Here is a 13,346-nt window from a genome sequence, read left to right as displayed (position 1 = left end):
CTATTTGTGGTGATGGAGACTTGATGGAAGGTGTCTCAGCTGAAGCGGCTTCACTCGCAGGTCACCTTGGTCTTGGTAAATTGGTCGTATTGTACGATTCAAACGATATCTCACTTGATGGCGATCTCGATAAATCATTCTCTGAAAACGTCCAGAAACGCTTCGAAGCGTACAACTGGCAAGTCATTCGCGTAGAAGACGGAACGGATATCGATTCGATTTCGAAAGCAATCGCGGCGGCACAAGCAGAGACGACAAAACCGACATTGATTGAAGTCAAAACAGTCATCGGTTTCGGTTCACCGAACAAATCAGGGAAGTCGGCTTCTCACGGTGCACCACTTGGTGAAGCAGAAATCAAATTGACGAAAGCAAGCTACATTTGGGATCACGAAGAGTTCTACGTTCCTGAAGAAGTCAAATCATTGTTTGACGAGCGGGTCGTCCAACGTGGTGCTTCTGCAGAAGACGCATGGAACGAGACAATGAAACAATACGAAGCAGCGCACCCAGAATTGCATGCTGAACTCGTTCGCGCAATCGCAAACGAATTGCCAAGCAACTGGGAAGCAGACCTTCCGACATACGACTTGTCGTCGAAAAAAGCAACGCGTCAAACAAGCGGTGAAGTCTTGAATGGTCTCGCGAAGAACGTTCCGACATTGTTCGGTGGTTCAGCTGACCTTGCAGGATCAAACAACACGATGCTTAAAGGCGAAGCAGACTTCGATATCGATCCAAGCGGTCGCAACATCTGGTTCGGGGTACGTGAATTCGCAATGGCAGCAGCTGTCAACGGTATGGCACTTCACGGCGGCGTCATTCCTTACGGCGCGACATTCTTTGTCTTCTCGGATTACCTCCGTCCGGCGGTTCGTCTTGCTGCATTAATGGGACTTCCATCAATCTTCGTCTTGACGCACGACTCGATCGCTGTCGGTGAAGATGGTCCAACACACGAGCCAGTCGAACACTTGATGAGCTTCCGTGCAATGCCGAACGTCACGATCTACCGTCCAGCAGACGGAAAAGAGACGATCGCAGCATGGAAAACAGCAGTTCAAGCAAAAGATAAACCGACACTCCTCGTCTTGACACGTCAAGGTCTTCCTGAACTTGAAGGTACGACGACAGAGGGTGCTGAAAAAGGTGGTTATGTCGTCGCTGGTGACGTTATGAAAGCTGATACACTCTTGCTCGGTACTGGTTCAGAAGTTCACCTTCTTGTCGAAGCACAAAAAGAACTTGGTGAATCAGCAGCTGTCGTTTCACTTCCATCATGGGAAGTATTCGAAGCACAATCAGCAGAGTATAAAGAATCGGTTCTTCCAAAACACATCACGAAACGTGTAGCAATCGAAGCAGGGGCTTCACTCGGTTGGTACAAATATGTAGGAACAGAAGGACAAGTCATCGGAATCGATCGTTTCGNNTCTGCTCCTGGAGACTTCCTCTTGAAAGAATACGGCATGTCTGTTGAGAACGTTTTAGCGACTGTCAAGCAACTCGGATAATCATTTCCGGAAAAACGGGTCCGATCTTACGTCGGACTCGTTTTTCATCTATTATCATCTATGCAAACAATTGGAATTATAGTATAGTAAAAAGCGACGTTTTAAGTTAGAGGAGGAAGCAACTTGGCTACATGGATTTGGATTTTAATTGCCCTTCTTTGCTTGGTAGCAGGTGTCGCCCTTGGTTTCTATATCGCTCGTCGATACATGATGAACTACTTGGAGCAAAACCCACCAATCAACGAAGATATGATTAAGACATTGATGATGCAAATGGGTCAAAAGCCATCACAAAAGAAAGTCAACCAAGTGATGCGTTCAATGAGTGGTTCAATGAAATCACCTAAAAAATAAGCTGTACGAAAGGGGACCAAATGGTCTCCTTTTTATTTGCTATTTTTTAGAAAGAGAACTAATCTAAAATGTGAGACTATTTCAAATAATCATAGGATTAAAAAAAGGGGGGAGACTTGAATGGGAGTCTTCAGGAAACTCGGTTGGTTTTTCCGACGAGAATGGAAAGCGTATAGTCTTGGGGTCATCTGTTTGATTTTTGTGGCAGGGTTAGAACTTATTCCACCGAAGGTCATCGGAACGACAGTCAATGGTCTGAGTGAAGGAAGCTTGACGAAGAATGATTTGATTCGTCTAGCTGGTACATTGTTACTCATCGGGGTCGCGACGTATTTCATTCGTTATTTTTGGCGTTTTCACATTTTCGGTGCATCGATTCGCCTCGGGCGATTGTTACGCAGTCAACTGTATGGTCATTTTTCAGATTTGGATCAATCGTTCTATAAGAAATATCGCAGCGGAGATTTGATGGCACATGCGACAAACGACGTACAAGCTGTTTCGATGACAGCGGGGGCCGGCATTCTAACGCTCGTCGACTCGGTGACAATGGGGAGCTTTGTCATCATCACAATGGTCACGACGATCAGCTGGAAATTAACGCTCGTGTCACTTTTGCCAATGCCACTGATGGTCTATTTGACGTCACGCTACGGTAAGATGTTACATTCCCGTTTTCATGACGCGCAAGAAGCGTTCTCTGATTTGAACGATAAGGTCGCGGAGAGCATCAGTGGTGTCCGTGTCTTAAAAGCAACAGGGGAAGTCGAATCCGACGTGCAGACGTTTACCGATCTGTCTGATGACGTTGTTCAAAAGAATCGTCGTGTGGCGAAAATTGATGCACTGTTTGATCCGACGATTTTTGGATTAGTCGGTCTATCGTATATCATCGCGGTCGGCTATGGCGCCTACTTGTTACGACAAGGCGAAATCCGGATTGGTGATATCGTTTCCTTCACTACATATCTTGGTTTATTGACGTGGCCAATGCTCGCCTTCGGTTGGTTGTTCAACATCGTTGAACGGGGTCGTGCTTCCTATGACCGGATCGAACGGATGCTTGCGATCGAACCAGAAATTAAAGATGCGAAGGAAGCAGCAACGAGTGTCTCGTCACCAGAACTTCATGTCGGGATTAAACGATTCATCTATGACACGCAACCGGTCCTTCAAGAGATCGATGTGACGTTGAAGCCTGGGAAATCGCTTGGGATCGTCGGAAAGACGGGTGCTGGGAAATCGACATTCGTTCGTTTGTTATCGCGTGAATATGACGTTAAACAAGGCGCCATCACGATCGGCGGACGAGATATCAAACAATTGACACGAGACACCGTCCGTCGTCAAGTAGCGATCGTTCCGCAGGATCATTTCCTGTTCTCTGCTTCGATTGCGGATAATATCGCCTTTGCAAAACCAGATGCATCAATGGAAGACATCATGGAAGCGGCGCGTATCGCAGCAGTCCATGAAGACATTCTCGGCTTTAAGGAAGGATACGCGACGATGGTTGGGGAACGAGGTGTCACGTTATCTGGTGGTCAAAAACAACGGATCTCGATTGCCCGGGCGTTACTAGCAGACTGTCCGATTTTAGTACTCGATGATGCCTTGTCTGCGGTCGATGCGAAAACCGAGGAAGCGATCATCCACCACTTCCGTACGGCGGATCACGATCAAGCGCAAATCATCGTTGCCCACCGATTATCGGCTGTGTCGCATACCGATGAGATCATCGTCCTTGAAGACGGTCGGATCATCGAGCGAGGAACACATGAGCAATTACTCGCTCATGACGGTTGGTATAAAGAGACGTACGATCGCCAGCAACTAGAATCACTTGTTGAACAAGGAGGGCGTTCTGAATGAATCATGATATCAATGAAAAAGCCGTCCTGAAACGATTGCTTGATTTCGTCAAACCGTTCAAAAAGCAAGTCAGCATCGCTTTCATCCTGCTGTTCATTACGACAGCGGCAAAACTCGGGGGACCGTATCTCGTCAAGATTTTTATCGATGAATATGTCGCACCGGGTACGTATCCGGTAAAGGAAGTTGCACTTTTGTTTACGGCGTACTTGTTATTGCATACAACAGGGATCATCGTCGATTACTTGCAAGCATTTGAGTTCCAAAAGATTGCCTTACAAGTCATTCAACGCTTGCGTATCGATGTCTTCCGACACGTCATGCACTTACGACTCGCTTATTTTGATCGAACGCCTGCTGGGGTACTCGTCTCCCGGATCACGAACGATACGGAAGCGATTAAAGAACTTTACATCGGTGTCTTATCGACATTCGTGCAAAGCGGTGTCCAGTTGATTGGGACATATATCTTCCTCTATCTGTTAGAACCGCGACTCGCGACGATTGCGTTATTGTTGTTACCACTGTTTTATTTCATCATTTGGATTTACCGGAAGTATTCGACGAAGTATTACGCTGAAGTCCGCGATTTACTGTCGAAAATCAATGCCCAACTGAATGAATCGATCAACGGGATGGCGATCATCCAGCAGTTCCGCCAAGAAAAGCGTCTAATGGCAGAATTCGAAGAGACGAACGTCGCTCATCAAAACGGTCGTTACAAGAACTTAAAGCTTGATAGCTGGTTACTACGACCCATCATCGAATTGTTACTGGCGATTTCGATTGCGACACTTGTGACGTACTTTGGTGTCTTATCATTCTCGCAAACAGTCCAAGTCGGTGTCGTTTACGCTTTCATCAGTTACATGGAGCGAATTTTCCAACCGGTTCAGCAAATCATGCAACAATTGTCTGAGTTCCAACAAGCTGTCGTCTCGGCAGACCGTGTATTCAAGGTGCTCGATACGGATGAACCGGAACCAACGAAACAGCTCGAAGGGGATGCACGTGTGTCGGAAGGACATATCGTCTTTGAAGATGTTCGCTTTAGTTATGATGGAGAGAAAGATGTTTTGAAAGGAATTTCATTCGAGGCGAAAAAAGGACAGACGATTGCCCTCGTTGGTCATACGGGAAGCGGAAAAAGTTCGATCATCAACATCCTGATGCGATTTTACGCTTACCAATCGGGTCGGATTTTGATCGATGGTCAACCGCTCGAGCAGTTATCGGAGGAAGAACTTCGGAAGCATGTCGGACTCGTCCTGCAGGATTCATTTTTGTTTACGGGTACGGTCGCGGATAACATTCGATTGTTCGACAGTTCGATTTCCTTTGATCGTGTTGAAGCGGCCGCGCAGTTCGTTCAAGCCGACGGATTCATCAATCAACTCGATCAGCAATATGACAGTCCCGTCGCCGAGCGGGGTGCGACATTCTCCGCTGGAGAACGTCAGTTGATTTCCTTCGCACGCACAATGGCACGGGATCCGAAAATCCTGATTCTCGATGAAGCGACAAGTTCGATTGATACGGAAACGGAAGAAAAAGTCCAAGTGGCGCTCGAACGGATGCGCGAGGGTCGGACGACGATTGCCATTGCCCACCGATTATCAACGATTCAAGATGCTGATTTGATTCTTGTATTGCATCAAGGGGAAGTGATCGAGCAAGGTAACCATCAAGAATTGATCGCGCAAGATGGACTGTATAAGAAGATGTATCAACTGCAATCTGGTCATGTCACGGTCTCTTAAAAAAAATAGCTATAAAAAAAGCCTGCCAGGCGATCTCGCCCGGCAGGTTGTTTATTTTGATTAGTAGACTGTAACTGTGACGTTTTGGCGACCCCAGTTGAGTGCTTCTTGTTGTGAACCAACGAGAAGATCAAGACGGTTACCTTGGATTGCGCCACCACGGTCGAGTACGATTGCTTCACCAATGCCTTCGATGTGCATACGTGTACCGATTGGATATTGCGAAGAAGCTGCTACGATACGCATACCATTGTACGTGATCGTATTTGTAACGTCATAACCGCTTGCTGTCAACGCACGACCATTGTAGAGTTGGCTACCATTGTTAGATGGGTCGTTCGTGTAAGCACTGACGTTCATCGTCACTTTTGTACCTGATTTTGCAGGTGTTGATTGTTTTGTTGCAGTTGCTGGTTGAGCTGCTGCTTTTGGTGCGGGCTTCGCAGCCGGTTGAGCCGCTGGCTTCGCAGCTGGTTGAGCTGCTGGCTTCGCAGCTGGTTGAGCTGCTGGTGCTTTCGCTACGCTACCGAGTGTTGTATATGCACTGTGTACATAGCGTGTTTTACCGTCGATTGTTGTTTTGATCCATGCACCGACTTTACCTTCTACGTTGACTTTTTCACCTTTGTAGAGGTTACCGACATCTTTCGAGCTTGTCGTTGGTTGTGTGCGGACATTTAATACTGCCGTAGTAACTGTAGCTTTTTTAAAGTCGAATGAGCCTGCTGCAGACGTATACGCGCCATGGACATAACGTTTTTGACCGTTAATGTGTGTTTGGATCCATGCGCCAGAACGTCCTTCGACATTTAATGTTTGACCTTTATATACATTGCCTACGTCTGCTGATGCAGTTGTAGGTGCTGTGCGTACGTTGAGTACTGGTGTATTTACTGTTACCGTTTCTGAGGCAGCCTCTGTCTCTTGGGCAAATCCTACTGATAGAGCTGTTGCTGCAAGACCGGCAGCGAAAACTGCTTTTTTCATTATTGATGTCCTCCTGACATATGCTGTGTTTACTGTTCCTACTTTACACGGCAAATCTAACTTGTGCGTTTACAGGTCAATGTCATTCGAGTTACAAACTGAGCTTGTATGACAAGAAGATTGCAAAAGAATGGTTTTTGTCATCGGTAGGACATACTAATTATGAAAAATAGACGTTTATAGGTCTTTTGACTTACTTTCGATGAAATATTCGAACAATTTAAAAGGAAAAAGACTTAAATATAGAAACTATGTCATCCTTTTTATCGTCTAGTGATGAAAAAGTGAAATAGGTGATATGCAGATCAATACTTGACGATCGTCGTCACACCAAACGCTGTCAGATAGGAACGATGGTACAATTCCTGCATCCAATCGTTAGCGGAAAGCTGAAACGTGCCGTGAATCGTTTGGTATGTTCGTTGTTGAATATTGATGTCAATCGGCTCTACTAGTGGAGCGGACGGTAGATGGTCATGCATGCTGTCATTTTGATTTTCAATGTAGAGTAATTCGAGGACATCTCCTTCTTCCATATAACGCTCTAAGTAAATCATGAACTCCCATTGATCAGCACCATCAATCGTATAAAGGTAAGACATCGTGAATCGTCCTTGCTTCAAGGAGACATATTCAAGCGGTTCGACTTCATCTACGTATAATCGAGGAAGATCGTCAGGTACATAAAAGGGACGGGAACTAGCTAAGAACGTAAGAGCAGACATAAAGCACCTCCATCAGAAATAAGAAGTCATAAAAAAGTCAGCATTCGCACTCGAATGCTGACTGGATCGTGCATTAGGATAAGAGCGGTTCGTTTGAACCGTGAATGGTATAGTTTTGGACCGTCCGTGAATATTCTAAAAGTAGGACGTCGAGTTCATGGCTAAGTTGCAAAACACGCGGGGAGGTGAAGCTGGACTGGTCAGCTTGATGATATAATTCGCTACGTTTGGCTTCAATGGCTAACGTCAATAGTTGTTCTGTCGTCATAGCGGTCTCCCTTACATTGGTGTCGTATCCATATTCTAGCAAGTCCATTTACTAGGTGCAACGAGATTTCAGTAAAATTGACGAAATGTAATTTTTTTGTAATTTTGGCGGACACGAATCTTTTGCAACTTTCTATGAGTNNTAGGTGCTAAATGCAGAGGAGTTTGGCAAAATAGAGAAGGAACTTCTTCTATAGTAGTAAAGAAAGGGGATGCTCATATGGAGCTCTCATTGTGGTTAGCGTTCGGAGCCGGTTTGTTATCATTCGTCTCTCCGTGTACGTTGCCGCTGTATCCTGTATTTCTCTCCTATATTACAGGAGTGTCGGTCACGGATTTGAAGGAACGAGGGGTACGAGAAAGGCGATCTCTGTTTCACACGTTAGCTTTCCTCGTTGGATTTGCGATGGTCTTCGCTGTGCTTGGACTCTCGACGTCCTTGTTCGCAGATGTCTTTATCACATATCGGGATACGTTACGGATGGTCGGGGCACTCGTCATCTTCGTGTTCGGTGTCGTTCTCGTCGGGTTATGGCAACCGACATTCTTGATGCGTGAAAAGAAACTGAATCTTGGGGAACGAAAAGGGGGATACGTCGGAACGGTACTCGTCGGAATCGGTTTTGCGGCTGGTTGGACACCATGTACAGGTCCGATTCTCGCAGGAGTCATCGGATTAGCTGCGACCAATCCGAGCCAAGGTATGTTCTACATGCTCGCGTACGTCCTTGGGTTCTCGATTCCTTTCTTATTAATGGCATTTTTCGTAGGTCGTTCGCGTCTGTTCGTGCAGTATAGTCTGAAATTAACGAAATTCGGTGGAGCTTTGATGATGGTCTTCGGTGTCATGCTGTATTTTGACGGTCTCAGTAAATTCGCGGCATGGATGAGTGACATCGTCNNGTCGTCGGATTCACAGGATTTTAATCAAGGAAGTGATCGGATGATTTGGATATCAACTGGGGTAGCGCTCGTCATGGGTTTGCTGATCAGCTTTATTCGCGTGAAGGCATCAGCAAAACCGACGAACGCTAAAAAAATCTTGATCCCACCGTTTGCGATGTCAACGGGAATGCTACAGTTTTTATACCCAGCTTCTCGTCTGACATGGACGGAGGTAGCAGAAGCATTGCTCATTGGAGCCATCTTCAGTATCTTTTTGATCAAGACATCCAATTTTTATGAAGCGGAAGGGCAGATTTATCTGCAACGTTCGAAAGCGTTTTTCATCGTCTTATTCGGCATCTTATTCATTCGGACGATTGCGAAATTCTTTATCGGAGGGCAAATCGACATCTTCGAGACGGGTGGGATCTTTTATCTCGTCGCCTTCGGTATGATTGCTCCGTGGCGCTTCGCGATGTATCTCAAATACAAAAAGGTGAAATCGGGCACCGTGTCTGTAGCACATTTACCCCAATAAAAAACCGCTGAAGGTGACTTCGGCGGTTTTTTCGTGCATCCTTCAATTTTGGAAATATAATGCGTAGTCTCGCCAGTCGATGGCGTGCTCCGTCAAAGCTTTTTTCAAGAATTTATGATCGCGTTTCGGCGTCGCAGAAATATACCCTTTGACGACCAGTTCAGATGTCATCTCTGTCGCCCGCTCCTCGAGTGCGAACTGTCCGATCCGCCCGGCAATCTTGCGGCGTGCGACATCACGAAATGCCGATGGGACCGGCATGACGAGAGCGTTCAATAACTCCATCGTCTCATCCGTCCAAAGGTGTCGTGTCTTGTCGATGTACTCATCTTCCCAGTCCATCATCGATTTACCGTCTTCTTTCGGCAACTTCTTGAGGAACTTCCGGAACATGAAAAACCCGCCGATTGCCATGAGTGTAATCATGATAAAGCCCCAGAGCAGAATCCCGTTCATGAACCATTCCATGCGCGACTCATCCCCCTTTCACATCAAATATAGATTAGCATAAATCAGGTGGACGTGCTATGATGAATGACGGAGAAAGTGAGGCGAAAAAATGCTGCAACCATATGTACAATTGGACGAGACCGGACAGCCCCGTAAAGGTGTCTTACCTGAAACAGCGGACGGTCGGATCGTTGAATTCTATTATGATACAAAGGGTGAGGAGATTACAGTCATCTTCGTCACCGTTCCGGCAGAAGATGCGAGCCGGAAGCGTGCGTTTACGGTCGGGAAAACGTTCAAGACGGTCTCGACACTCGAAGACTTCACATTACTTCACTATGAATGGGCAAATGACCAGATTTTTGCGACACTCGAGATGTTCGCGGATGGGTCGAAACGTCAAATCGACGCTTCGAGATTGCTCGACTATTAAAAAAGAAGGAGATGCGGATTGCCGCGTCTCCTTCTTTTGATATTTAAGAAATACGAAGTCGGATGACCTCGTCATGAAGGTCAACCTGTCCACCGATCGGGAACGTAAACAAAGGACTCGTATGTCCAAAATCGACATTCGCAAGGACCGGGATCTGTTTTAGTGATGGGTAAAGTGAAATCAAGTAGCGCAGATGTTCTTCCGTCATCTTCGTCGCGAGTTGGAACCGCCCAAAGACGAGCCCACGAATTGTCTCGGCGCCTGGTTGCGCCATCAAAGAGGCGAAATCACGGGCGAACGTCGCTGGGTGGACTTCGTAATCGTCTTCAAGGAACAAGATTGTATCCCGCAAATCAGGGAAGTGCGACGTGCCTTGAAGGAGGTTCAAGGTGCAAAGATTTCCACCGATCAGACGACCGCTCGCTTGTCCCGGAGATAAGAGTATCGGTCCTTTGTTCGGTAACGTGATGACATGTCCGCGATCCGAATCCCGCCAATGAATCGACGGCTTGATTGTAACCGGGTCCGTTCCGAATAAGACTTGTTTGAAATAATCAATCGTATAGGCGTCACGATCACGGAAAGCCCGTAACATTGGTCCAGAGTATGTCACTAAACCTGTATTCGTCAAAATGGCGTGACTGAGCGCCGTGATATCAGAGAAGCCACAAAGAATCTTCGGATGTGTCCGAATCAGTTCATAATCGAGTAAATCGACGAGTTCATTCGTACTGAACCCACCGCGAACGCAAAGGATCGCATCGACGTTCGGATCAGCAAACGCGGCGTGGAGATCTGCAACGCGTAACTCGGGATCACTGGAGCCGAACGGATTGACAGCACGCGCATGTTGACTGATTGAGACGCGTAATCCGAATGATTCGAGTGTCTCGATTGCATCGTCAATGATCTTCAGCTCGACTGTCGAGAGACTCGAAGCGGGGGCGACTAGGCGGATATGTGAACCATCTGTCAGCTTCTTCGGCGTTAAGGTCGGAAGATGAGCGGAAATGATTTCCAATCGGTTACCGAATGGGTCCGCTGTAAAGAAACGACGGCGCGGAGCAAGTCGTGTATCATGCTCAACGGGATAACCGGCGGCTTGCAAGCGATCACTCATTTCTTCAAATGTAGCGACAGTCAATCCAGGATGCGCTTTTTTAGCAGGAGAGAATGGATCCTCGATGCCGAGGTGAAGCGCTGTACCGTGTTCTTTAAACCAGACACCACCACTTTTTTGAACACCAGCAGGTTTATCGACTTCCTTCATATGTAAAAGCCCGGCATAAAATGCACGGGCGCGATCTTCTTCGTTTATCGGCATAGCGAGTTGGACATGATCTAACATGAAGACACTTCCTTTACGAATAAGATTTAAGCAACGAACTGGGTGATCCGTTTCAGTTCACGCTCGACGAGGTTCAAGTAGAAGACACCTTCGATCCGACGATCAAGAGATTGAGCGATTTCATATAAGTTCGTCCGGAGCGCTGCGAGATACGACGCTTCCTCACCAAGGGATTGTCGATGGGCAAATGCATAGTGAGCGAGTAGGAACTGGAGATATCCACGATCGGTTAAGAATGGAATCAATTGTTTTTTCTCTTCCATCAACCAGGTATAGTTTGTGTCGTAATACATCTTCGCATATAAATGATAGGGCTCATCGCCACCGGTAAAGAGTGTTTCGCCACGTTTGACTTCTTCAATCAAGCGTTCGCTCCAATCAAAACGCTCTTTTTTGCGACTAAGGAATAATGGCAGGATGTATGGATGAGCCTGATCTGGCATCCGTGAACAACCGCGTTCATGTCGCAGTGCCGCATAAAGAAGTAAGGCGCGATCTTCGAATCCACGTTCGATTGCATACGTCATCCGGCTGAAGGCTTCACAAGATGGGCAATCACTGAGTTCGTCGCTTGGTGCGTCGACCCATTCCGATAAATAGTGATCGGCTTGCTCCTCGTCACCGAGCTTGCTGTAAACCATGAAGCTAATATAGTCGCGTGTGCGCGCGAATCCATGCGCGTCACAAAAATCGATGAATCGGTCAAGATCTTCTTCGAGAAGCGATACCGTCACGTCTTCTTGTTCTGCCATATAGATCAAGTAGGACTTGTAGTTCCAGTACAAATCAAGTTCTTGTTTTGGAGTCAGTGTCATCTTATCTTTTCGGATCCATTCCATTAAGAGCGTGAAGGACACAAGAAACGATCGGAAGTGTCCTAAATCAAATTGATTTTGTGAAAATGTCCATAAGGAGAGGAAGCGGAGTGAATCATCAGCTGTTTCCTCAAAGATGGCCCATAAGGCCTCACCGCGTGCAACGGAGGGTTCTTCTTCCTTTAAGCGAAGATATAAAAGATGGAGTTCTTCTTGAGGGTTCATCTGTACCCCTCCTTTCTTATATAAGTATACCACGAGCGTTTTGAGAAATCGCAATTGAGCGAGGACGGAATAAAAAAAGATTCCGAACCCGCTCAATCGCGGTTCGGAATCATTTCAAGTATTTGGGAATGAGTATTAGCTGTCGGATGTAGCAAATCATGTACTGTGTAACCATTGAGTACTTGATGGAACGCCGCAATGGCATCATCGAAAGCATCACGTGCTGGATTGAGCGAAGGAATCTCGTGAATGCCTTCTTGCGGATCGAGAAAATGAACGGTTGGTTCAAACAGTTGTACGACGTCACCGATATGAATTGCATCCGGAGGGCTCGCTAATCGAAAACCACCTCCACGACCACGGACAGATTCAATCAGACCACTCTGTCCTAAACGATAGACTACTTTCATCAAATGATTCTTAGAAATGTCGTAACAATCCGCTACTTCCTGGATTCGGACTAAACGATCGGGATGAGCTGCTGCGAACAGCAGGGACCGAATCGCGTAATCCGTATAACGTGTCATGCGCATTTTCATCACCTACTTAACACACATACTAGGGGGGGACGCAAGCATTTACAACTTTCAATGTGCAAAAAATAAGATGCATTTTAGAGATTGTTTTTGAGAGTGGATTCACGCATAATGGATGGTGAAAGGTAGGTTAAATTATGCATTTCGATCAGGCATTACACCTTTTGCAACAGCTCGGTCCATCGATGGAGCAAAAGGGATTGCGGATCGCGACGCGCTTCTATGACTCGCTCGAGGCGACGTACGAAGAAGAATTGCGCGCGCTTCGAGAAGCGGGAGCTCAGGACGGAACTCGGGCACTGCGGATTTTACGCCTGAGTCAATTATTGAATCAGATTACAAACCAGCATGAATCGAGTGAACTGTTTAAATTGATTTTACTGAATGAAATCGATCAGACGAAATCGTTTCTGTTGACGTACCCTGACATTATCAGTCGTGAAATTCTTCAAGCTATTCAAATCGAATATGACCTTAAAGAAAATGCACCTTTACTTCAAGCATGGGCAATTGTTCACCATCAACTCGTCGATACATGTCGGCATTTTTGTAAATACCGCCGTGCTGAAAATTGGCGGCAACAAGATATCTTATTGATCGCAGAAGAACATCATCTAGGAGCCGTCATTGATGAAGC

Annotated in this window: 13 protein-coding genes and 2 pseudogenes; 8 read left to right on the top strand and 7 right to left on the bottom strand. The window is 46.4% G+C overall.

All coding sequences use genetic code 11. The annotated features are described in order from the left end of the window. The first annotated feature begins 23 nt into the window (after positions 1 to 23). The 4 genes from B2751_RS01875 to B2751_RS01860 all read left to right on the top strand — a co-directional run bounded on the left by B2751_RS01875 (position 24) and on the right by B2751_RS01860 (position 5,500). Positions 24 to 1,514: a transketolase family protein gene (locus tag B2751_RS01875; protein ID WP_422653594.1), complete on the top strand. Its 1,491-nt coding sequence runs from the start codon at positions 24 to 26 to the stop codon at positions 1,512 to 1,514. 123 nt (positions 1,515 to 1,637) lie between these two features. Then, positions 1,638 to 1,868 carry a YneF family protein gene (locus tag B2751_RS01870; RefSeq protein WP_012370001.1) on the top strand — a complete coding sequence of 77 codons (231 nt, stop codon included), beginning with the start codon at positions 1,638 to 1,640 and terminating at the stop codon, positions 1,866 to 1,868. A 120-nt stretch (positions 1,869 to 1,988) separates the two neighbouring features. Next, positions 1,989 to 3,740 carry an ABC transporter transmembrane domain-containing protein gene (locus B2751_RS01865; protein ID WP_290772415.1) on the top strand — a complete coding sequence of 584 codons (1,752 nt, stop codon included), beginning with the start codon at positions 1,989 to 1,991 and terminating at the stop codon, positions 3,738 to 3,740. Further along, positions 3,737 to 5,500 (top strand): ABC transporter ATP-binding protein, encoded by a 1,764-nt coding sequence (locus B2751_RS01860; protein ID WP_035408695.1) that lies wholly within the window; start codon positions 3,737 to 3,739, stop codon positions 5,498 to 5,500. Before B2751_RS01865 ends, B2751_RS01860 begins: the two co-directional genes overlap by 4 nt. Before the next feature lie 60 nt (positions 5,501 to 5,560). On the opposite strand, the gene B2751_RS01855 is transcribed toward B2751_RS01860, so the two are convergent. From B2751_RS01855 to B2751_RS01845, 3 genes are all read right to left on the bottom strand, one after another. Continuing rightward, positions 5,561 to 6,487, bottom strand: coding sequence for an SH3 domain-containing protein (locus B2751_RS01855; protein ID WP_056060556.1), 927 nt, complete (start codon positions 6,485 to 6,487; stop codon positions 5,561 to 5,563). Positions 6,488 to 6,792: 305 nt separating this feature from the next. After that, positions 6,793 to 7,212: a hypothetical protein gene (locus B2751_RS01850; protein WP_035408690.1), complete on the bottom strand. Its 420-nt coding sequence runs from the start codon at positions 7,210 to 7,212 to the stop codon at positions 6,793 to 6,795. Between the two features lie 73 nt (positions 7,213 to 7,285). Next, a complete protein-coding gene (locus B2751_RS01845; protein WP_290772411.1) occupies positions 7,286 to 7,480 on the bottom strand; it encodes an aspartyl-phosphate phosphatase Spo0E family protein in 195 nt (64 codons plus the stop codon). A 219-nt stretch (positions 7,481 to 7,699) separates the two neighbouring features. On the opposite strand from B2751_RS01845, the pseudogene B2751_RS01840 reads away from it, so the two are divergent. After that, positions 7,700 to 8,380, top strand: a pseudogene (locus tag B2751_RS01840) (cytochrome c biogenesis CcdA family protein); the annotation flags it as partial. Then, the gene (locus B2751_RS01835) at positions 8,366 to 8,902 is read left to right on the top strand and encodes a CcdC family protein (protein ID WP_414655210.1); all 537 of its coding nucleotides are present in this window, start codon (positions 8,366 to 8,368) and stop codon (positions 8,900 to 8,902) included. The pseudogene B2751_RS01840 and the gene B2751_RS01835, both read left to right, overlap by 15 nt. Positions 8,903 to 8,944: 42 nt before the next feature. On the opposite strand, the gene B2751_RS01830 is transcribed toward B2751_RS01835, so the two are convergent. After that, on the bottom strand, positions 8,945 to 9,370 hold the full coding sequence (locus B2751_RS01830; RefSeq protein WP_035408684.1) for a DUF2621 family protein: 426 nt from the start codon (positions 9,368 to 9,370) through the stop codon (positions 8,945 to 8,947). Between the two features lie 91 nt (positions 9,371 to 9,461). Here B2751_RS01830 and B2751_RS01825 point away from each other — a divergent pair, with 91 nt between their 5' ends. Continuing rightward, complete coding sequence (locus tag B2751_RS01825) at positions 9,462 to 9,785, top strand: hypothetical protein (RefSeq protein WP_023467783.1); 324 nt, start codon at positions 9,462 to 9,464, stop codon at positions 9,783 to 9,785. Positions 9,786 to 9,828: 43 nt separating this feature from the next. On the opposite strand, the gene B2751_RS01820 is transcribed toward B2751_RS01825, so the two are convergent. From B2751_RS01820 to B2751_RS01810, 3 genes are all read right to left on the bottom strand, one after another. Then, complete coding sequence (locus B2751_RS01820; protein WP_290772409.1) at positions 9,829 to 11,133, bottom strand: LD-carboxypeptidase; 1,305 nt, start codon at positions 11,131 to 11,133, stop codon at positions 9,829 to 9,831. Between the two features lie 26 nt (positions 11,134 to 11,159). Continuing rightward, the gene (locus B2751_RS01815; RefSeq protein ID WP_290772407.1) at positions 11,160 to 12,173 is read right to left on the bottom strand and encodes a hypothetical protein; all 1,014 of its coding nucleotides are present in this window, start codon (positions 12,171 to 12,173) and stop codon (positions 11,160 to 11,162) included. Between the two features lie 92 nt (positions 12,174 to 12,265). Beyond that, the gene (locus B2751_RS01810; RefSeq protein WP_056060564.1) at positions 12,266 to 12,706 is read right to left on the bottom strand and encodes an RrF2 family transcriptional regulator; all 441 of its coding nucleotides are present in this window, start codon (positions 12,704 to 12,706) and stop codon (positions 12,266 to 12,268) included. Positions 12,707 to 12,846: 140 nt separating this feature from the next. On the opposite strand from B2751_RS01810, the pseudogene B2751_RS01805 reads away from it, so the two are divergent. Beyond that, positions 12,847 to 13,346, top strand: a pseudogene (locus B2751_RS01805) (hypothetical protein); the annotation flags it as partial.

The organism is Exiguobacterium sp. UBA6282 (assembly GCF_002440475.1).
Classification (GTDB): domain Bacteria; phylum Bacillota; class Bacilli; order Exiguobacteriales; family Exiguobacteriaceae; genus Exiguobacterium_A.
The sequence above is the reverse complement of the archived record's forward strand: the minus strand, read 5'-3'. Positions and strand labels throughout refer to the sequence as shown.